Here is a 19,106-nt window from a genome sequence, read left to right on the forward strand (position 1 = left end):
GCGTCGGAAAGCGGTGAGCGGAAGACTATCGAAATCGCTGTCATCCTGAAATTGCGATTCACGGACTTCAATCGTCGGACTCGCCGGTCGCATCCGGCGTCGCGATCGAATCGACCGGCTTCTCAAGCCGCTCGATCGTTCCCCCGGCTTTGGTAATCTTCTCTTCGGCTGACTTTGAAAAACGGTGCGCCTTGACGGTCAGCTTCTTGGACAATTCGCCGTCGCCTAAAACCTTGACGATTTCAAAGCGACCGAACGCGAGAGCCTTCTTCTTCAGCGACTCCGGATCGACGACTCCGCCATCCTCGTAGAATTCGTTCAATTGGCGAACATTGACGACCGTAATCCGTTTTTGGAAGTAGGCGTTGCTGAAGCCGCGCTTGGCCACCCGCATGAACAACGGCGTCTGGCCTCCGGCAAAGCCTCGCTTCAACGACGATCCGGCTCGGCTGAAATAGCCCTTGTGACCGCGACCGGACGTCTTGCCGTGCCCCGATCCAGGGCCGCGGCCGATCCGCTTGCGCTTCTTATTCTTCTTGATGTCACGATGGATGTCGTCGAGAATCATGCCGAACTTCCTGTTTCCGCGGCGAAGTGCCGCTCAATAATGCCTGCTTCGGCTATTGCCACCGAGTCTCTCGTGCCAGCAACAGTGCGATTTCAGCTCGTCTTCTTTTGACCGCGTCTCTACTTCAATTCGACGCCGCGAAGCCGTGCGATGGTCTCGCGTGTCCGAAGTTGTTCCAAGGCGTTGAACGTCGCTTTGACGAGGTTCATCGCGTTATTTGAGCCGAAGCTCTTAGTCAGAATATCGGTGATGCCCGCCGACTCAACGACGGAGCGGACCGCTTCGCCAGCGATAATGCCGGTACCCGGACTGGCCGGAATCAGAAGGACCTGAGAAGCGCGAAACCGGCCGACGACTTCGTGCGGAATTGTCGTTTCGACGATCGGAACGCTGATCGTATTTCGCGAGGCCTGCTTGGTGGCTTTATCGACGGCGAGCGGGACTTCAATTCCTTTACCGTAGCCGTAGCCGACCTTGCCGTTCGAATCGCCGTTGACGACAAGTGCGGTAAAGCTGAAGCGACGGCCTCCCTTCACCACGCAAGCACAGCGGCGGATCTGGACCACCTTTTCCGAATTGTCCCGTCCGCCTTGATTATCTGATGCCATCGTCGTTTCTCTGAAGCCGAATCACGGCCGAAGGTCATTCCGAATAGTGGACAGGACCGGCAGGCCAAAACTGTGGCGTGTTCGAATTTTCGCTGACTCGTCTAAACGTTCAAGCCGCCATCACGAGCCGCGTCGGCGAGCGCTGCGACGCGACCGTGATATCGATAGGAACCCCGATCGAATACGGCAGCCGTTATTCCATGTTCTTTCGCCCGCTCCGCCAACAACTTGCCGACTTTCTGGGCCGCGTCGATGTTTCCGGCGAATTTACCAACGCCGGCAATGTCCGGTTCCACCGTACTTGCTGAGACGAGCGTTTTGCCCGCCACGTCGTCAATGATCTGAGCGTAAATATGACGATTGCTGCGGAAGACCGAAAGTCGGGGCCGACCGTGAGCATCCTTGCGGACGCGGTTGCGAACCCGATAGGTCCGCCGCTTCGTCGTCTTTTGGCTGCGTTTGAGGGTATTCATATTGGGCCTCTTCGCCGATCAAGCTGTTATCAGTCAGAGCTGTTGGCTCAGGATTTCGAAACGGTTGTCTCGGAGATATACGACATCGCCGGAAATGCCACGGGTTAACCGCCGGCCGTCTTGCCGGCCTTACGCCGCACGTTCTCGCCGAGGTATCGAATTCCTTTTCCCTTGTATGGCTCCGGTGGCCTGACGGCACGGATATTGGCGGCAAATTGACCGCACTTATGCTTGTCCGGGCTGGTAATCGTGATGTGAGTTGGGTCGCTCAACTGGCAATCGACGCCGGCAGGGACATCGAGGGTGACGGTGTTCGCGAAGCCGACCTGCAAACGCAGCTTCTGGCCGTTCAATTGCGCGTTGTAGCCGACGCCTTGGATTTCCAGTTTCTTCTCGAACGGCGTTTGCACGCCGGCGACCATGTTGTTGATCAAGGCCCGCGTCAGGCCGTGAAGAGCACGATTGGCCCGCTGGTCGTTGGGGCGCGACACGACGACCGACTTTGAGTCGTCATCGTATTTGACGGAGATCGATGCCGGCGGATCGAACGTAAGTTCTCCCTTCGGTCCTTTGACCTTGACCGTACCTTTCTCAATCGTCACCGCGACGGCGTCGGGCACCGAGACGGGTTTTTTGCCGATCCGAGACATGGGTTGAAACTCCGCTGACTCTCTTCGCGGCGGGTGATGGCCGCCGGTGATTTCAATTGATCTTCAAGTGGCCGACAGGGCCGGTCTTAATAAACGGTGCAAAGAAGTTCGCCGCCGACGTTTTCCCGTCGGGCCTCACGTCCGCTCAAAATGCCTTTGCTGGTCGACAGGATCGCAATTCCGAGACCGTTAAGGACCCGCGGCGTATCACGGACCTGCACGTACTGACGTCGCCCGGGCTTGCTCTCACGTTCGATCGCCTGGATCACCCGCTCACCGTTCGCACCGTATTTCAGTCGGATGCGGAGCACGTTGCGCGGTTGGTCTTCAACCACTTCGTAGTCCCAGACATACCCTTCGCGTTTGAGAACCTCGGCAATACCGACTTTCACCTTCGACGTCGGAATATCGACGTAAGGCTTTTCAATTGAGACGGCATTGCGGATTCGCGTCAGCATATCCGCGATCGGGTCGGTCATCATCTGCGCTGGTCCTCCGGTTTCCCGGACGGCGTAAGCCGCTGTGTTCGGAACTGGCTGTTTAGTCGGGTGAAGCGGTTGAAACGCGTCACATTAAGGCGAGTCGCCCAGGTGGCGAACCGCACGTCGTCATTTCTTCGTCTTTTCGTCGTCGGTTCGCAGCGGCAAGCCGAGCGACCGCAGCAGTGCGCGGCCCTCTTCATTGTTCTGAGCCGAAGTCACGATTGTGATGTTCATTCCTTGAACGTGCGGAATCTTGTCCGGATCGATTTCCGGAAAGACCAATTGCTCGGTCAAGCCGAAGCTGTAATTGCCGCTGCCGTCGAATGCCTTCGAGTTTAACCCCCGGAAGTCCCGCACCCGCGGTAATGCGAGCGTGATCAGTCGGTCGAGGAACTCGTACATCCGCTTGCGACGCAATGTGACGCGGCAACCGACTTCGGTGCCCTCACGAAGCTTAAAAGCCGCGATCGACTTTCGAGCCCGCGTGCGCTGCGCTTTCTGGCCGGTGATGACCGTCAGCGACTCGACGCACTGATCAAGGATCTTCGAATCACGGGCGCCTTCACCGACGCCCATGCTGACGATGATCTTTTCCACACGCGGGACCGCGTGCAGGTTGGCTTTGCCCAACTCTTCTTTGAGTTGAGGGACCACCTTTTCTCTGTATTGTTCCAGAAGTCTGGCCATAACCGTTTACTCAGAGTCGAACCGGTTCGATCGGCGACAGGGGACGTTACGAAGTTTTGGCATACCGCGATTTAGGCGGGCTGACCGTCCCGGCCGAAGCCAGGCATTCTTTGTGGCGGCAATATCGTTCTTTGGCGCCGTCGTCCGTGTATCGATAGCCGAGCCGGGTCGGCTTTGAACACGTCGGGCAGTAATACATCACGTTCGAGGCGTCGATCGGCAGCTCGATCTGCAACCGTCCGCCCTGAGGGCTCTTGGGATGGCCGCGCTTCACATGCTTGTAAGCGCGATTAATTCCCTCGACGACGATTCGCCGACCGTCTTCTTCGACCGAGACGACATCGTGCGGATCGCTGGTTTGATGAGCGCCGCCGACAACGACGACCGGATCGCCTTTACGAATCTTCATGTCACACGACCTCGCTGGCGAGGCTGATAATTTTCATAAACTTGCGGGCACGGAGTTCACGGGCGACCGCACCGAAAATGCGGGTTCCGCGCGGTTCACCTTCATTGCTGACAAGCACGCAGGCGTTCCGATCGAACCGCACGTAACTCCCATCTTCGCGACGGGCTTCCTTTTTCGTTCGCACGATGACCGCGCGGGTCACCGTACCTTTTTTCACCACCGACGCGGGAAGTGCCTTTTGCACGCTCACGACGATAATGTCGCCGAGACCGGCGGAACGCTTCTTCGTTCCGCCGAGCACCTTGATGCACTTGACGACTTTCGCGCCGGAATTGTCCGCCACGTCGAGTTCAGATTCCATCTGGATCATGGGACGACCCTTTCACCTTCCGCTGTCTTGACCTACGCGATTTGCGATGCCGACGTTATTCGCTCTCGTCGGCCTGTGGTGCCTCGGCAGCGGGTTGTTCTTCCGTTACTTCGTCGCCGGACACTTCCGGCGTCGTTTTGTTTTCTTTGGTTTCTTCGATCACTGCGGTGGAGACGTCGACCCGTTCGGTCCGCTCTCCCTCACGCACGACTTTCACCAACTCCCATCGCTTCAATTTCGACAGCGGGCGGGATTCGATGATTTCGACGAGATCGCCCATTTGCGAATCGTTGTTTTCATCGTGGACGTGACAGACGGTGCGACCTTTGACGATCTTTCCGTATTTCGGGTGACGAAAGCGACGTTCGACCTCGACCCGGCGGGTCTTCAGGTTCTTATCGCTTTTGACAATGCCTCGGAGTGTTCGCCTCATCGCCGCAGATCCCGTCGATTTTTTATCGTTATTCGCTGTGTTAATTCGCTGAGAAAAACCTGCGTGACCTAAGCTTCGGTCGCCGACAGCTCACGTTCGCGTTGAATTGTCAGAATCCGAGCAATTTCCCGCCTGAGCTTCTTCAGGTTCGACGGCGCGTCGATCTTCTCGGTCGCCGCCTGAAACCGAAGCCGAAACAGCTCCTGACGAGTCTGTGTCAGTTCCGTTTCCAACTGGTCGTCGCTCATTTCGCGGAGCTGACTCGATTTAGTTTGCTTCGCGTCTGCCATCGCTGAGTCATTTTCCGAAGGAACGAAATCCGATGCCCGAAACCCGGACGATCGGGTCGCGTAAATTAAATCACCGGTCGTCGTTCGACGAGCCGGACCTTAATTGGGAGCTTGTAAGAGACGCGGGCGAAACAATCTCGCGCCGCTTCCTTACTGACACCCAACACTTCAAACATCACGGTGCCCGGTTTGACGACCGCCACCCAATGGTCTGGATCGCCTTTACCCTTACCCATTCGAGTTTCGAGCGGGCGGGCGGTGACCGGCTTGTGCGGGAAGATGCGGATATACAACTTCCCTTCGCCGCGAATGTACTGATTGATCGCGATCCGTCCCGCTTCGATCGTTCGAGCGGTTACGTATCCGGGTTCGAGAGCCTGCAGGCCGAAGTCGCCGTAGGCGACCGTGTTCCCGCGGTTCGCGTTACCTTTTATACGACCTCTTTGATGCTTGCGGTGCTTTACCCGCCTGGGCATCAGAGCCATCGGTATTCTCCTCGTCTGCGTAGTCGCCCAAATCGATCCACACCTTCACCCCGATGACGCCCTGCGCGGTTTTTGCTTCCGCCAGGGCGTAATCGACGTGACGACGCAGAGTCGACAGGGGGACCGACCCCCGGGACGCCTTTTCGTTTCGGGACATTTCGGCACCGCCGAGACGCCCGGACAATTCCACTTTCACGCCGTGAACGCCCGATTCCATCACTTGGTCGAGCGACCGCTTGAGCGCGCGGCGGAAGCTGCCTCGCTTCTGCAATTGCTGGGCGATGTCTTCGGCCACCAAAACCGCACTCTTGCTGGCGTTGGGCAGTTCAATGATTTTGACGTCCATCCGTCGACCGGTCAGGTCTTCGAGCTCGGCTTTGAGCCGATCAATGTTCTGACCTTTCTGGCCGATCAAAATTCCCGGACGAGCCGAGTGCAGAAAGACGACAACCGAATCGCGCGTCCGCTCGATCACGATTCGAGAGATCGCGGCGTTCTGGTTTTTTGACTTAATGTAATCCCGAAGCTTCTTGTCTTCGACAAGAAGATCGCCGAACTCCTTCTTGGAGGCGAACCACTTACTGCGATGAGGTTCGGTAATTCCAATGCGGAATCCGGTCGGGTTTGTCTTCTGACCCATTGTTGACCTTAGTTGGTTGACCTTAGTCGTCAGAGTTCGTGTGTAGTCGTGAATAATTGCTTCGAATGGTTCGCCGCGGCGAACTACACGTCCGGTGTTTCCAAAGCAACGTGAATGTGAGCCGATCGCTTTTTAATGAATCTCGCTGCACCTCTGGCGGCCGGACGCAGCCGCTTGTAGGCAGGCCCGCCGTCAACGCGTGCTTCGACCACTTCCAAAGCTTCCGGGTTTCGAATATCTCGGTCGTCCGCATTCGCGATCGCGCTTTTTAAGACTTCTCTTAAGAAACGTGCCCCGCGATTGTGGACATATTTTAACGCATCCATCGCTTCCCCGGCTTCCATACCGCGGATCAAGTCCGCGAACGGCCGCACTTTGCGGGCGGAAATGCGTGCGTATTTGTGACAGGCTTTGACGTTCGCCATGGCTTAATATTCCGGCCGATTTATCCTGACAAAGAAGCGGTGCGCCTCAAGGATCGGATCGGTTTAACGTTTCCCTTTGGCCCCGTGTCCGCGGAACGTTCGCGACGGCGCAAATTCGCCGAGCTTATGTCCCACCATTTCTTCAGTGATATAGACGCTGACGTGCTGCCGCCCGTTGTGCACGAGAAACGTGTGCCCGACAAAGTCGGGTGAGATCGTGCTCGACCGCGCCCAAGTCTTGATCGGAATTTTCGTGCCGTCATCGTTCTGCTGTGCGACTTTGTCGTACAGCTTCGGATCGATGAACGGACCTTTTTTGAGTGAACGCCCCATCTGGCTCTCTCAATGACGGCAGCGAATTTCAACGCTGCCAAAATAACGTGGTGAACTCAAACTTTCAGTTGGCCGTAGCGCCGTGAACGCCGGCGACGCACGATCGCTTTCGACGAATTCTTTCTGCGTTTTCGCGTCTGCCCGCCCTTGGCCAACTTGCCGGTCGGGCTGCAGGGGTGACGACCGCCCGCATTGCGGCCTTCGCCACCACCCATCGGGTGAGCGACCGGATTCATGGCAGTTCCACGAACTTTCGGGCGACGACCCATCCAACGGCGTCGACCGGCCTTTCCAAGGCTGATCGCGCTATGTTCGCTGAATCCAACAGCACCGATTGTGGCTCGGCAGTGACTCGGGAATCGCCGAACTTCGCCGGACGGTAACGTGATCTGGGCCCATTTCCCGTCGCGGGCATTCAAGACCGCTTCGGTTCCGGCACTGCGGCATAACTGACCGCCCTTGCCGGGACGCAGCTCGACATTATGGATCGTAGTTCCGGGCGGGATGTGCGAGAGCGGAAGACAATTGCCGACCTCGGGATCCGATTCCGGGCCGTTCATGACTTTCATGCCGGCAGTCAGCCCCGCCGGGGCGATGATGTATGACTTCTCGCCATCTTCATATTGGATCAGAGCGATCCGTGACGTCCGGTTCGGATCATATTCGATGAACAGAACCTCAGCCGGCACGCCGTCTTTAATTCGACGAAAATCGATGATGCGATAAAGCTTCTTATGACCGCCACCACGATGCCGGACAGTAATCTTGCCCTGGTGGTTGCGACCGGAATGTTTCTTCAAGCGGACCGTCAGCGACTTCTCCGGCCGCTTCTTGCGGTCGGTGATTTCGGCGAAGTCTGCGACGGTCCCGGCTCGGCGGCCGGGGCTTGTCGGTTTGTAAGCTCGTATTCCCATGATTCTTAGCTTTCAGCGATCGGCTGTCAGCGATCAGATTCGTTTTCGTTGCCGTCGCCCACGACTCACATTAAGTCGAGGATCGAACAGCGTTCTTAAAAGAATGCGATGCGGTCTTCTTCGTGCAGTTCAACGATCGCTTTTTTCCACTTGCGGGTATGGCCGATCGCCATCTTATGGCGTCTCGGCTTGCCCTTCCGATTCTGCGTGCGGACTTTGACGACACGCACGCTCCAGATTTCTTCAACGGCCCGCCGGATGTCGGGCTTTTCGGCCCGTGCATGGACTTCAAAAGTGTAGGCGTTAAACCGTTCCGAAAGGTGAGTGCCCTTTTCCGTGACGAGCGGACGGATGATAACCTGGTACGGATCCATGCCCGTACCTTCCGGACGCTTTGCCCTCACCTCGCCGGCTGTCGAAACCGTTGCCTGATTGTCTGCCATGTCGAACCTCGTCGATCCGTTCTTCCGCAAAAATGCGTTTGCCGATTACGCCGCCGAACCTTCGGGCTGCGTTTGTGCTTCTTCGTCTCGCAACGGCTTCTTGCCGAGCATCCGATCGAGCGCGTCACTGGTGATCAGCAAATTTCGTTGCCGAAGCAGATCGTACGCGTTCAGATCACAGGCTGGCGAAGTCTCCAACGTGGCGATGTTTCGAGCCGAACCCCAAAGCACCGGGTCATGAGACCCGATCACCAACAGACAGCTTTTTTCGGAAAGCCCCAGCGCCTCTAGGGCGGCGGTGACCGTTTTTGTTTTGTATTCCGAGCAGGGTAGGTCCTCGATGACCGTCGCCTGATCGTCAATGAATTTACTCAGCAGCGCCATCCGCGTGGCCAGCCGAACGGCCTTCTTGGGCAGCCGATAACTGAAGTCTCGAGGGACTTTGGCGAAGGTGTGACCACCACCCTTGCGGATCGGGCTTCGCTTCGAGCCGGCCCGGGCATTACCGGTGCCTTTCTGGCGATACATCTTCTTTTTCGAACCGGCGACCATGCCGCGCGATTTTGTCTGAGCCGAACCAAGGCGTTTGTTGGCGAGATACATCACCACCACGTCGTGCAGCAACTGTTTGTTGATGCCCGCGGCCAGATCAGTCGATGCGAACTCGTACGAGCCCGCATCACCGCCCGAAGCGGTTTTGACCGGCACCTTGATATCTTGGCTGATTGTCTCAGTCATTGTTAATCACCGAGCTAAGGACGATCGTCCGGGCCCGAACTTAAAAACCACGTTTACTTTTGCTCGGCCATCCGCTTCATGCGGTTCTTAGTGCTGTGTCGCAGCACGACATAGCCGCCGTTGGGTCCGGGTACACCGCCACGGACCAATACCATGTTTTGATCCGCATCGACCCGCACGACCTTCAGGTACCGCACAGTGCGGCGATCATTGCCATACTGCCCGGCCATCTTCGTGCCCTTAATGACGCGAGACGGGTCCGCACTCTGGCCGATCGAGCCGACCTTGCGGTGGACCTTCTTCACGCCGTGCGTCGCCCGTTGGCCGGAAAAATTGTGTCGTTTCATAGCTCCGGAGAAGCCGCGACCCTTGCTTGTGCCGATCACGTCAATCCGCTCGACACCGTCAAAATGCGCCGCGGTCAACTCTTGCCCGAGTTCCAAGCCGTGCTCTTCACCGTCAGTGCGAAATTCCCGCAGAATCCGCTTTGGTTCACAATCAGCCTTAGCCGCAAGCTCGACTCCGGCCGATTGGCGGGTCTTTTGACGCTTACTGGCGATGTTGGCGACGTGGCCTCGTTCGCCACGGGTGGCGACTCGTCGCGGCTTGTCATCGAACCCGATCTGCACGGCTTCGTAACCGTCGCGATCCGCTGTTCGTAGCTGCGTCACAACGCAAGGACCGACCTCGATCACCGTGACCGGCAAGATCGAGCCGTCTTCACCGTAGACCTGCGTCATGCCGACCTTCTTGCCGAGCAATCCGACGGGCATGATGTCAATCCTTTCGAAGCGGCGCGGAAACAATCCGCAGTGTATTGCAGGTGGCAGCAACAACGGGTTCGCCGCAGCCGCTACCGATATTTGATCAGAGAAAGAACCGAAGACCGGCTCCGTTCAACGATCAGTTGGCCGACATGGCCTTAATTTTGATCTCAACCCCTGCCGGCAAAGACAGCTTGTTGAGTGCGTCAATCGTCTTGCCCGTTGGCTGAATGATGTCAATCAATCGCTTGTGAGTCCGAATCTCGAACTGCTCGCGTGACTTCTTATCAACGTGCGGACCGCGAAGAACGGTGTACCGTTCAACCCGGGTCGGCAACGGGATCGGCCCGTGCACGATCGCGCCGGTCTTCTTTGCGGTATCAACAATGTCCGCCGCCGAACCGTCCAAGACCGAGTGGTCGTAGGACTCCATTCGAATTCGGATTTTTTCCTGGTTCACCGCGACCACCGTGCGAAAGTGAAATCGAAACGCCAAGGGTATGAGCCGAGGGGCGAAGCCCATCGGCAACATTAACCGGAATGACAGGTTCCGGAGTATCAGGTCACATCACTTCGAGTAACCCGATCCGCCCCTCAGGCGGCTGCAAGCAACTCTGTTCAAACAAATACTGACCGAAACGGTCAATCCCCGCGTCCTGTCACACAAGTCGCGAGAAAAACCGAAACAGTCAAACCGGACGGGCTTCCCGTTGGAAGGCGTTCGGCCCGACGCAGATCACTCGAACTCGGCGATCGGTCTCGGGGCGGCGGATTTTGACGAGTGCAGGCGTTTGACGCAAGCGATCTGACACAGATTTTCAAACGATCGCGGAGGAAAAGTCGGTAATGGCTGTTTCTGTGTCTCAATGAAGGTGGTTTCGGCGATCGATCACACGGCCGTCAACGCCCGGTGGCGTGCCCAAACGGCGATCAGCCCAGCATCTCTTCCAAAATGTCGCGCGGAGCTTCATCGTATTTGAGAAGTTCCATCGAGTACGTCGCCCGACCCTGTGAGAGGCTGCGGACTTGAGTGCTGTACCCGAACATTTGGGAAAGCGCCGCCTCGGCGTCGATCACAACAAGGTCACCGCGCGTTTCGGTGCCTGTAATCATCGCCCGGCGGGCTTGCAGGTCGGCTTGGATGTTGCCGAGGAATTCGCTCGGTGTGACGACTTCGAGCCGCATTTTCGGTTCCAGAAGAACGATATGCTCTTCGATCAGCGCTTCGCGGACCGCTCGGGCAGCGGCGGCTTGTAGGCCGATCTCCGAGGGTGTTCCACCGACCGGGGTCTTCACCGATTGAATCGTTGCGAGAATGTCATAGAGCGGATACCCGACGATCCCGCCCCCCTTCAATTCATCGAGTACGGCCTGCTTCAACGTCGCTGACTGCTCGTTTGAGAGGTCTTTTGATTTGTCGATAGCGGAAAGCGGTTGGTCTCCTGCTCGGCGTTCCAAAAGCAGTTCGACCACCGTCTGTTCGCTGACGCCTTCACCCGGCTGGGATTTTTCAAACTCCCCGGTGCCGCGTAATTTTGCACCCGACTTGATGGTTTCCCGGTAGCTGACACGCGGCTTGTGGACGCGGACGTCGAGTTTGAAGTCGTTGTGCAGCCGGTTGCGGATGACCTCCAGGTGCAGTTCGCCCATGCCGCTGATGATCGTCTGCCCGGTATCTTCGTTGACGCGTGAATCGAAGGTCGGGTCCTGTTTGGCGAGTCGGGCCAGGACATCGTTCAATTTTTTCCGTTCGGCACTCGATTCCGGCTCCACCGCCATCGAAATCACGGTTTGCGGAAAGTGAATCGATTCCAACAGAACCGGCTTATTGGCATCGCACAGCGTGTCTCCGGTGACTGCGTCTTTGGGGCCGACAAGTCCGACGATATTGCCGGCGTGGGCCTCGTCGATTTTCGTTCGCTGCGATGCCTGAACCTGCCAAATTTGACTGACTAACTCCTTCTTCCCCGTGCGGGGGTTGAGCAACCGGCTGCTGCTTTTGAGCGTTCCCGAGTAGATGCGGAAGAAGTACAGATCGGCGTGCTGCTCCGCCACGATCTTGAACACGAGACCGGCCACCGGTTCATCCGGGTCGGTGTGCCGAATGACCGGCCCGGTTTCTTTCTTTGACATCGGGTTCGTCCCCTCGACCGGCGGGCGGTCGAGCGGGCTCGGCAGGTACGCGGCGACGCCATCGAGCAGAGGTTGAACACCGATGTAATCGAGCGATGAGCCACTGAAGACCGGGTGGAAAGCGCCTTCGAGCGTCCCCTTCCGCAGCAGCGTGCGGACTTGATCGGACGGAAGGTCTTCGGATTCCAGGTACGCTTCCATCGCGTCGTCGTCGATCTCGCAGACCGCCTCGAGCAAGAGCTGGCGAGCCTCGGCAGCGCGGTCGGCGAATTCAGCCGGCACATCTTCGACTTTGAATTCTTTGCCTTGTTTGGCCGGATCGAAATAGTGGGCCTTCATCGCGATCAGGTCGATGATCCCGGAGAAGGCGTTCGGGTCAGGCGGGGAGCCGGCTCCCATTGGCAAGGTGACCGCCACCGGCTTGCACTGCAGACGGTCGGCGACTTGAGCCATTACGCGGTCAAAGTCAGCCCCGATGCGATCGAGCTTATTGATGAAGCAGATCCGGGGTACTTTATACTTGTCGGCCTGCCGCCAGACGGTTTCGCTCTGCGCTTCGACTCCCTCGACGGCGCTGAAAATTACGACCGCGCCGTCGAGCACTCTTAGACTTCTCTCGACTTCCGCGGTGAAGTCGACGTGCCCCGGCGTGTCGATGATGTTGATCGTTGTTTCTTTCCACCGGCACGACACGGCGGCGGAGTAGATCGTAATGCCCCGCTCGGCTTCCTCAGGGTCGAAGTCGGTGGTGGCCGTGCCTTCATCCACCTGCCCGACCCGGTGTGTGGCGTCGGTGTAGAAGAGGATACGCTCGGTCGTTGTGGTCTTACCCGCGTCGATGTGCGCGATAATTCCGATGTTGCGAACGTCGTCGAGTGCAGCGGCCATGAAGCACTTTGGTGGTCTGTTGTGACGGGCAAAAAAAACGCGACCGCGGAAGTTCGCGGTCGCGTCGAATTGTAGAAATTGAAGCGTCGTTTAATAAGCGAAGTGGGCAAACGCCTTGTTGGCGTCGGCCATGCGGTGCACGTTCTCGCGCTTCGTCATGGCGGCGCCTTCGCGATTTGCCGCAGCCAGAAGTTCATCCGACAACGTGAGGTGGCACGGGCGGCCCTTCTTCGAGCGAACCGCTTCCAATAACCAGCGAATCGCGAGCGTCTGCTGACGGCGGGCACTCACGGGTGTCGGTACCTGATAGGTCGCACCGCCGACGCGCTTCGACCGGACTTCGATCGCCGGCTTGACGTTCTCGATCGCCCGCGTGAAAACGTCGATCGGGCTTTCTTCCGGCAGTTTTTCCTTGATGCGATCCAAAGCGTCGTAGAACACGTTGTAAGCCGTGCTCTTTTTGCCGTCATACATCAGGCAATTGACGAACTTCTCGGCCAGTTTCGACCCGAATCGCGGGTCCGGCTTCAGCATCGTGCGACTGGCGGTGAAGGACTTGGCCATGTTCTATTCGGATCGATCTGATGAAAAGTAGAGGGAATGACTGGTAGATGGCGGAAGTTGGCTCGGAGAGTCGTCAGGTCGGAAAGGTCGATCCCCGAGACTCCCGATCGCTACGACGGCTTCTTCGCCCCGTAGCGGCTGCGGGCCTGCTGGCGGCCGTTGACTGCGAGGGTATCGAGAGAGCCGCGGACGATCTTGTATCGCACACCGGGAAGGTCACGGACACGACCGCCACGCACGAGCACGATCGAGTGCTCCTGCAGGTTGTGGCCTTCGCCCGGAATGTAAGCGGTGCACTCTTTACCGTTGGAGAGCCGAACGCGAGCGACCTTCCGCAAAGCCGAGTTCGGCTTCTTCGGCGTGACCGTCTTCACGTTCAGGCAGACGCCGCGCTTTTGCGGGCAACCTTCGAGCAAAGGCGTTTTGCTTTTCGCGGACTTCTTCTTCCGCGGCTTTCGAACTAATTGATTGATAGTCGGCATCGTGTCGAACGCGATTTCCGAAAGAGGTAAATCAAGACCGTCTCCGCAACTCCTTGCGGGAATCGGGCAGGATAGGGTGGCCGGTTTCAGGCGTCAAGTAACTCAGGCCCCGCATTTCTTGACAGAGCAGCATCTCGGCGTGAGACTCGACGACGGGGTGATCCCTCACCGGTGCAAACCAGCACTTTCGTGACTGTCGCATCGGCGATTGCGATTTGAGTTGCGAGACCGCGTCAGCCGGACGCGGCTCGATTCGTTCAAATTTCATCTCCACCGGCGATTTTCGCCTCACTTTCACGTTATTATGTCAGGAACTGCTTTCGCGGTAGTTCCGAACCACGCGAGATGACCTTCGAGAAGAGTCATCCGTGAATATGCGAGGTCGTCATGGCTGAAGACTGGGTCAGAAAATTTCTGAAAGAGGGCGTGATCAGCGAGGATCAACTCGCCGAAGCCGATCAGGTGGCCAAACGCAAAGGGATTTCGGCTGGCGACGCCCTCGTCCAACTCGGATATCTCGAGCCGTCCGACGTCGCCTCGGCACAGGCGAGTCAGTATGGCGGCCAGATGGTCGACCTCTCTGATATGGAGATTCCGCCCGCCGCTTTGGAGCTGGTCGCCGAGTCTTTGGCGCGAGAGCACACGATTATCCCGATCGCTGTGGACGGGAGCAGCGTGAGTATCGCGTTTCACGATCCGTCACGGCTCGACATCGAGGAGAAGCTGAGGTTCATCCTCGCCAAGGAAATCGACATCGTCGTGGCCCCGAAAGATCAGATCGAAGCCGCGATCAATCGCTCCTACGGTCAGAATCAGACCGAATCGGTCGACTCGATGCTCGCCGAGTTTACCGAAACGCAGATCGATTTCAGTGCGACGGAAGTCAAGCAGGCCACGGCTGACTCGATCGAGGAAGATGATGAGAACGCACCGGTGGTGAAGCTGGTCAATTTGATCATCTCCGAAGCGGTCAAGATGCGGGCCAGCGATATCCACATCGAGCCGTTCGAAGACCGCGTCCGAATTCGTTATCGGATCGACGGAAAGCTAATCGAACGCGACAAGGCTCCGCGACGGCTGCTGCCGGCCATCACGTCCCGCGTCAAAATTATGGCGAGGATCGACATCGCCGAGAAACGCCGCGCGCAAGACGGCCGGATCAAGACGACGACCAACGGCAAGGACTTCGACCTGCGGGTCAGTGTGCTGCCCACCAGTCACGGGCAGGGCATCTGCCTGCGAATTCTCGATCGCGACAACATCAAGATTGGTATTCGAAACCTCGGGTTCAGTGAAGAGAACTACCGCACGTTTCAGAACATCATTCGGCGACCGAACGGAATCTTCCTGGTGACGGGGCCGACTGGTTCGGGCAAGACAACGACGTTGTACTCCGCGCTCGGCGAGTTAAACCGGCCCGATAAGAAGGTCATCACTGCCGAGGATCCCGTCGAGTATTACCTGCCGGGCATCAATCAGTGCGAGGTCAAAGCGAACATCGGGCTCGATTTCGCGCGGATCATTCGGGCGATGCTGCGACAGGCACCGAACGTGATTCTGGTGGGTGAGATTCGGGACGTCGAAACGGCCGAAATGGCCATTCAGGCGTCGCTGACCGGGCACCTGGTGTTCAGCACGCTTCACACAAACGATGCGCCGAGCTCGATTACACGACTGATCGACATGGGCGTGCAGCCGTTTCTTGTCGCATCGAGCGTGATGGCGGTGATGGCCCAGCGACTCGTGCGGCGGGTCTGCACGAACTGCAAAGAGCCGTACCGGCCCGATGCCTCCGAAATACAGCACTTCACGCTGACCGATGAAGAGCTCTCGACCGGCACATTCGTTCGGGGGAAGGGCTGCAAAGACTGCCAGCACACCGGCTACAAGGGCCGACTGGCCGTCTTTGAACTGATGACGATGAACTCGGCAATTCGCGAAATGACTTTTCGCAGCGAGCCGGCACAGAACATCCGTCGGCAAGCCCGACTGTACGGAATGAAAACGCTGGTTGATGATGCCCGCGACAAGGCGTTGACGGGGCTGACGTCTCTGGCGGAAGTGGATCGGCTTTCAAAGGACAGTGACTGACTGCGAGCCGCGCCGACGAAATCGGTTCGTGTGGCGGGTACTCTGGAAGTTTACAGGCGGCGGACGTGATACTGAGGACTAGCAACAGATGATCGGCACGAGTTCGAGACGGCTTGCTGCGGCAGGCAACGGCTTCGAGCTCACACGTTCGAACGTGATCTAAATCAGACCGGGACTTTTCGAGACAACGATGGCCACCGTCCAGATTGACAAGCTGCTCGAGTATTGCGTCGTCAACGACGTCAGCGACCTCCATATCACGACGGGTCAGCCCCCGGTGGTTCGCGAGAGCGGGCACCTGAAGCGGTTGGAAACCAAGTCGCTGACTTCTGACGACACCGTGTCGCTCATGAAGAGCATCACGCCGGAGCGCAATCAGCAGGAACTGCAGGAAATGGGCGGGACCGACTTCGGTTTCGCCTTCGGGGAGAAGGCACGCTTTCGCGTCGCCGTCTTCAAGCAGCGGGGCCACATCGGCATCGTGCTGCGGAAGATTCCGAGTGAGTTCCTGACGCCCGAGCAGCTCGGCCTGCCTCCGGTCGTCAAAGAGTTGATCACCCGGCCTCGCGGGTTGTTCCTCGTCACCGGACCGACCGGTAGCGGCAAGACGACCAGCCTTGCCAGCATGATCAACTACATCAACGAGTCTGAGGGGCACCACATTATCACCCTTGAAGACCCGATCGAGTATTATCACAAGCACATTAAGAGCACGATCAATCAGCGCGAGATCGGCGTCGACGTCCCCGACTTTCCCGAGGCGCTTCGCCGGGCCCTGCGAATGGACCCCGACGTGATCCTCGTGGGGGAAATGCGAGACCTCGAGACGATTGCCTCGGCGATTACCGCGGCGGAAACGGGCCACGTCGTGTTCGGTACGCTCCACACGACCGGGGCCCAGGGGACGGTCGACCGAATCATCGACGTCTTCCCGACAAACCAGCAGGAGCAAATTCGCACGCAACTTTCGACGTCGATCATCGGCATCCTTTCGCAGGCCTTGTTGCCGCGAAAGCCCAAGGGCAAGGTGGCCGCTTACGAGATGCTCGTCGTGACGCCCGCCATCGCGAACCTGATTCGCGAGGGCAAAACCTTCCGGATCAACTCGTCGATTCAAACTGGTCGCAAGTTCGGGATGCAGTTGCTCGATGACGCACTGTTCGACCTCTGGAAGAACGAGCTGTGCGAAGAACGCGACGTGATCATGAAGTCGAACTTCCCCGGCGAATTGCGGGCCCGGATCGAGCGGGCCAAACGGGGACTTGAGGAGGAAGAGGACGAAGACCTCGAAGACGACGATGACGAATACGAAGATTGATTGAACGAAGCGGCTGGCTTTCGACTCATCAGCCCGCCGCTTCAATTCATCGATCTTCGCTCGAACGTTCTCGAACATTGATGACTCGCACGACGCGGCCGAATGTGTTTTTCCGTAGTTGCAGCAACTTTCGAATGACCTCTGGAACACGCTGACAGCCGAAAGCTGACAGCAGAGAGCTTTTCATGGCCCAACGCCGCCTCGGACAGATCCTCGTCGACCTCGGTTATCTCACCGAAGATCACCTTTGGGACGTGCTGGAGGAACAAAAGCAGAGCGCCGGCGAGGTGATCGGTCAGGTCGCCATTCGCATGGGCTTTGTCACCGAAGATCAGGTGACCGAGGCTCTCGCCGAACAGTTCGGGATGAGCGTCGTCAATCTCGAAGAGACGACGATCTCGGCCAAGGTGCTCGAACTCGTCCCGCAGACGATGGCTGAAATCTACAAGGTGATGCCGTTCTCTTTGCAGAAAGACATCCTGACGGTCGCGATGGCGGAGCCGCAGAATCTGGGAGTGCTCGACGACCTGCGAAACTTTTTGGGGGTCGAAGTCCGCGGCGCCGTCTCGACGCCGAAGCAGGTCGAAGAGGCGATTTCCACCGCCTATACCGGCCACGAAGACAGCATCGAAGACGTGATTACGGCGCTCGAGAGCGCCGACGAGCGCGACGAATACAGCAACATGATCGACCTGACGGATCCGGACGAGCTCGCCGATGCCGCCCCGATTCGCAAGTTGCTCAACATGGTGCTCCTGCTGGCGATCAAAGACAAAGCCAGCGACATTCACTTCGAACCGTTCGAAGACGAATTCAAAATTCGCGTCAAGGCCGACGGCCAGCTTTACGAGATGGTCCCCCCGCCGCGGCACTTGGCGAACGCGATTATCTCCCGCATCAAGGTCATGAGCGAGCTCGACATCGCCGAGCGCCGCATGCCGCAGGACGGTCGTATCGAGCTGAACGTCGGCGGGAACCGGGTCGACCTTCGCGTCAGTGTGCTGCCAACGCTTTATGGCGAGAGCGTCGTCATGCGAGTGCTCGACAAGACCGTCGTGCAATTGGACCTGAACAAAATCGGAATGGATGCCGGCACGCTCGCCCGATTCCGCCGCATCATCAAACGGCCGAACGGGATCGTTCTGGTGACCGGGCCGACCGGGTCCGGCAAAACGACGACGCTCTACTCGGCACTGAATGAACTCAATACGATCTCCGACAAGATCATCACGACCGAAGACCCGATCGAATACGACATCGACGGGTTGATCCAGTGCCCGATCAACGCGGATATCGGCGTGACCTTTGCCGCGTGCCTGCGGGCGATTTTGCGGCACGATCCCGACGTGATTCTTGTCGGGGAAATTCGAGACTACGAAACCGCTGAGATCGGGATCCAAAGTGCGCTGACCGGACACCTCGTCTTCAGCACGCTGCACACCAACGACGCCCCCACGACGATCACGCGTCTTCGCGATATGGGGGTGCCGACCTTCCTGATCACCGCGACGGTCGAGGCGATTCTCGCCCAGCGGTTGGTCCGTCGCATCTGCGTCGAATGCCGGACGGAATTCGAGCCGAGCGACGAACTTCTGATGGAGTTGCAGTTGCCGATTGAGCAGGCCCGGCAGTACCGTTTCTATTACGGCAAGGGTTGTCCCACCTGTAACAACTCGGGATACAAAGGCCGGACCGGGATCTACGAGCTGTTGGAGATCACTGATGACATCCGCGATCTCGTCAGTTCCGAGGCCTCGGTTGACGACATACGGAGCTTCGCCCGCAGCCAGGGAATGACGACATTGCGGGAAGCGGGACTGAAACTGATTTTCGACGGACTCACCACGATCGACGAGGTCGTGCGGGAAACCGTCGTGGAAGACGTCGAGTGACTGATTCGCACAGGTTGAAACACAGA

The 19,106-nt window shown here is 57.9% G+C and carries 25 protein-coding genes; 3 read left to right on the forward strand and 22 right to left on the reverse strand.

What is annotated here, in order from left to right; translation table 11 throughout:
- Positions 1–67: 67 nt before the first annotated feature.
- The 22 genes from rplO to rpsL all read right to left on the reverse strand — a co-directional run bounded on the left by rplO (position 68) and on the right by rpsL (position 13,779).
- Entirely contained in the window at positions 68–568 is a 501-nt protein-coding gene (gene rplO, locus Pan189_RS09130) for a 50S ribosomal protein L15 (protein ID WP_145363616.1), read from the reverse strand.
- 119 nt (positions 569–687) lie between these two features.
- Complete coding sequence (rpsE, locus tag Pan189_RS09135; protein WP_145363617.1) at positions 688–1,176, reverse strand: 30S ribosomal protein S5; 489 nt, start codon at positions 1,174–1,176, stop codon at positions 688–690.
- Positions 1,177–1,277: 101 nt separating this feature from the next.
- Positions 1,278–1,649 carry a 50S ribosomal protein L18 gene (rplR, locus tag Pan189_RS09140; protein WP_145363618.1) on the reverse strand — a complete coding sequence of 124 codons (372 nt, stop codon included), beginning with the start codon at positions 1,647–1,649 and terminating at the stop codon, positions 1,278–1,280.
- Positions 1,650–1,753: 104 nt separating this feature from the next.
- A complete protein-coding gene (gene rplF / locus Pan189_RS09145) occupies positions 1,754–2,299 on the reverse strand; it encodes a 50S ribosomal protein L6 (RefSeq protein WP_145363619.1) in 546 nt (181 codons plus the stop codon).
- Between the two features lie 86 nt (positions 2,300–2,385).
- Positions 2,386–2,781 carry a 30S ribosomal protein S8 gene (gene rpsH, locus Pan189_RS09150; RefSeq protein ID WP_145363620.1) on the reverse strand — a complete coding sequence of 132 codons (396 nt, stop codon included), beginning with the start codon at positions 2,779–2,781 and terminating at the stop codon, positions 2,386–2,388.
- 126 nt (positions 2,782–2,907) lie between these two features.
- On the reverse strand, positions 2,908–3,468 hold the full coding sequence (rplE, locus tag Pan189_RS09155) for a 50S ribosomal protein L5 (RefSeq protein WP_145363621.1): 561 nt from the start codon (positions 3,466–3,468) through the stop codon (positions 2,908–2,910).
- Between the two features lie 46 nt (positions 3,469–3,514).
- A complete protein-coding gene (rplX, locus tag Pan189_RS09160; RefSeq protein WP_145363622.1) occupies positions 3,515–3,877 on the reverse strand; it encodes a 50S ribosomal protein L24 in 363 nt (120 codons plus the stop codon).
- A gap of 1 nt (position 3,878) precedes the next feature.
- Positions 3,879–4,247 (reverse strand): 50S ribosomal protein L14, encoded by a 369-nt coding sequence (gene rplN, locus Pan189_RS09165; protein ID WP_145363623.1) that lies wholly within the window; start codon positions 4,245–4,247, stop codon positions 3,879–3,881.
- A 55-nt stretch (positions 4,248–4,302) separates the two neighbouring features.
- Positions 4,303–4,680: a 30S ribosomal protein S17 gene (gene rpsQ, locus Pan189_RS21665; protein WP_145363624.1), complete on the reverse strand. Its 378-nt coding sequence runs from the start codon at positions 4,678–4,680 to the stop codon at positions 4,303–4,305.
- A 68-nt stretch (positions 4,681–4,748) separates the two neighbouring features.
- On the reverse strand, positions 4,749–4,970 hold the full coding sequence (gene rpmC / locus Pan189_RS09175; RefSeq protein WP_145363625.1) for a 50S ribosomal protein L29: 222 nt from the start codon (positions 4,968–4,970) through the stop codon (positions 4,749–4,751).
- Between the two features lie 65 nt (positions 4,971–5,035).
- A complete protein-coding gene (rplP, locus tag Pan189_RS09180; protein ID WP_145363626.1) occupies positions 5,036–5,455 on the reverse strand; it encodes a 50S ribosomal protein L16 in 420 nt (139 codons plus the stop codon).
- Positions 5,394–6,095 carry a 30S ribosomal protein S3 gene (gene rpsC, locus Pan189_RS09185; RefSeq protein ID WP_145363627.1) on the reverse strand — a complete coding sequence of 234 codons (702 nt, stop codon included), beginning with the start codon at positions 6,093–6,095 and terminating at the stop codon, positions 5,394–5,396. The genes rplP and rpsC overlap by 62 nt, the downstream gene beginning before the upstream one ends.
- Before the next feature lie 83 nt (positions 6,096–6,178).
- Entirely contained in the window at positions 6,179–6,520 is a 342-nt protein-coding gene (rplV, locus tag Pan189_RS09190) for a 50S ribosomal protein L22 (RefSeq protein ID WP_145363628.1), read from the reverse strand.
- 63 nt (positions 6,521–6,583) lie between these two features.
- Positions 6,584–6,853: a 30S ribosomal protein S19 gene (gene rpsS, locus Pan189_RS09195; protein ID WP_145363629.1), complete on the reverse strand. Its 270-nt coding sequence runs from the start codon at positions 6,851–6,853 to the stop codon at positions 6,584–6,586.
- A 56-nt stretch (positions 6,854–6,909) separates the two neighbouring features.
- A complete protein-coding gene (gene rplB / locus Pan189_RS09200; protein WP_145363630.1) occupies positions 6,910–7,767 on the reverse strand; it encodes a 50S ribosomal protein L2 in 858 nt (285 codons plus the stop codon).
- 95 nt (positions 7,768–7,862) lie between these two features.
- Positions 7,863–8,141 carry a 50S ribosomal protein L23 gene (gene rplW / locus Pan189_RS09205; protein WP_145366141.1) on the reverse strand — a complete coding sequence of 93 codons (279 nt, stop codon included), beginning with the start codon at positions 8,139–8,141 and terminating at the stop codon, positions 7,863–7,865.
- 114 nt (positions 8,142–8,255) lie between these two features.
- Positions 8,256–8,948, reverse strand: a complete 693-nt coding sequence (rplD, locus tag Pan189_RS09210; RefSeq protein ID WP_145363631.1) for a 50S ribosomal protein L4 — start codon at positions 8,946–8,948, stop codon at positions 8,256–8,258.
- 53 nt (positions 8,949–9,001) lie between these two features.
- Positions 9,002–9,721 carry a 50S ribosomal protein L3 gene (gene rplC, locus Pan189_RS09215; protein ID WP_145363632.1) on the reverse strand — a complete coding sequence of 240 codons (720 nt, stop codon included), beginning with the start codon at positions 9,719–9,721 and terminating at the stop codon, positions 9,002–9,004.
- Between the two features lie 130 nt (positions 9,722–9,851).
- On the reverse strand, positions 9,852–10,181 hold the full coding sequence (rpsJ, locus tag Pan189_RS09220) for a 30S ribosomal protein S10 (RefSeq protein WP_375154911.1): 330 nt from the start codon (positions 10,179–10,181) through the stop codon (positions 9,852–9,854).
- A gap of 461 nt (positions 10,182–10,642) precedes the next feature.
- Entirely contained in the window at positions 10,643–12,733 is a 2,091-nt protein-coding gene (gene fusA, locus Pan189_RS09225; protein WP_145363633.1) for an elongation factor G, read from the reverse strand.
- Positions 12,734–12,823: 90 nt separating this feature from the next.
- Complete coding sequence (rpsG, locus tag Pan189_RS09230) at positions 12,824–13,297, reverse strand: 30S ribosomal protein S7 (RefSeq protein WP_145363634.1); 474 nt, start codon at positions 13,295–13,297, stop codon at positions 12,824–12,826.
- Positions 13,298–13,407: 110 nt separating this feature from the next.
- Complete coding sequence (gene rpsL, locus Pan189_RS09235) at positions 13,408–13,779, reverse strand: 30S ribosomal protein S12 (RefSeq protein ID WP_145363635.1); 372 nt, start codon at positions 13,777–13,779, stop codon at positions 13,408–13,410.
- 387 nt (positions 13,780–14,166) lie between these two features.
- Here rpsL and Pan189_RS09240 point away from each other — a divergent pair, with 387 nt between their 5' ends.
- From Pan189_RS09240 to Pan189_RS09250, 3 genes are all read left to right on the forward strand, one after another.
- Positions 14,167–15,870, forward strand: a complete 1,704-nt coding sequence (locus Pan189_RS09240) for a GspE/PulE family protein (RefSeq protein WP_145363636.1) — start codon at positions 14,167–14,169, stop codon at positions 15,868–15,870.
- 190 nt (positions 15,871–16,060) lie between these two features.
- On the forward strand, positions 16,061–17,188 hold the full coding sequence (locus Pan189_RS09245) for a type IV pilus twitching motility protein PilT (protein ID WP_145363637.1): 1,128 nt from the start codon (positions 16,061–16,063) through the stop codon (positions 17,186–17,188).
- Positions 17,189–17,373: 185 nt separating this feature from the next.
- On the forward strand, positions 17,374–19,080 hold the full coding sequence (locus tag Pan189_RS09250) for a GspE/PulE family protein (protein ID WP_145363638.1): 1,707 nt from the start codon (positions 17,374–17,376) through the stop codon (positions 19,078–19,080).
- The last annotated feature ends 26 nt before the right edge of the window (positions 19,081–19,106 follow it).

This window comes from Stratiformator vulcanicus (assembly GCF_007744515.1).
In the GTDB taxonomy this organism is placed as follows: domain Bacteria; phylum Planctomycetota; class Planctomycetia; order Planctomycetales; family Planctomycetaceae; genus Stratiformator; species Stratiformator vulcanicus.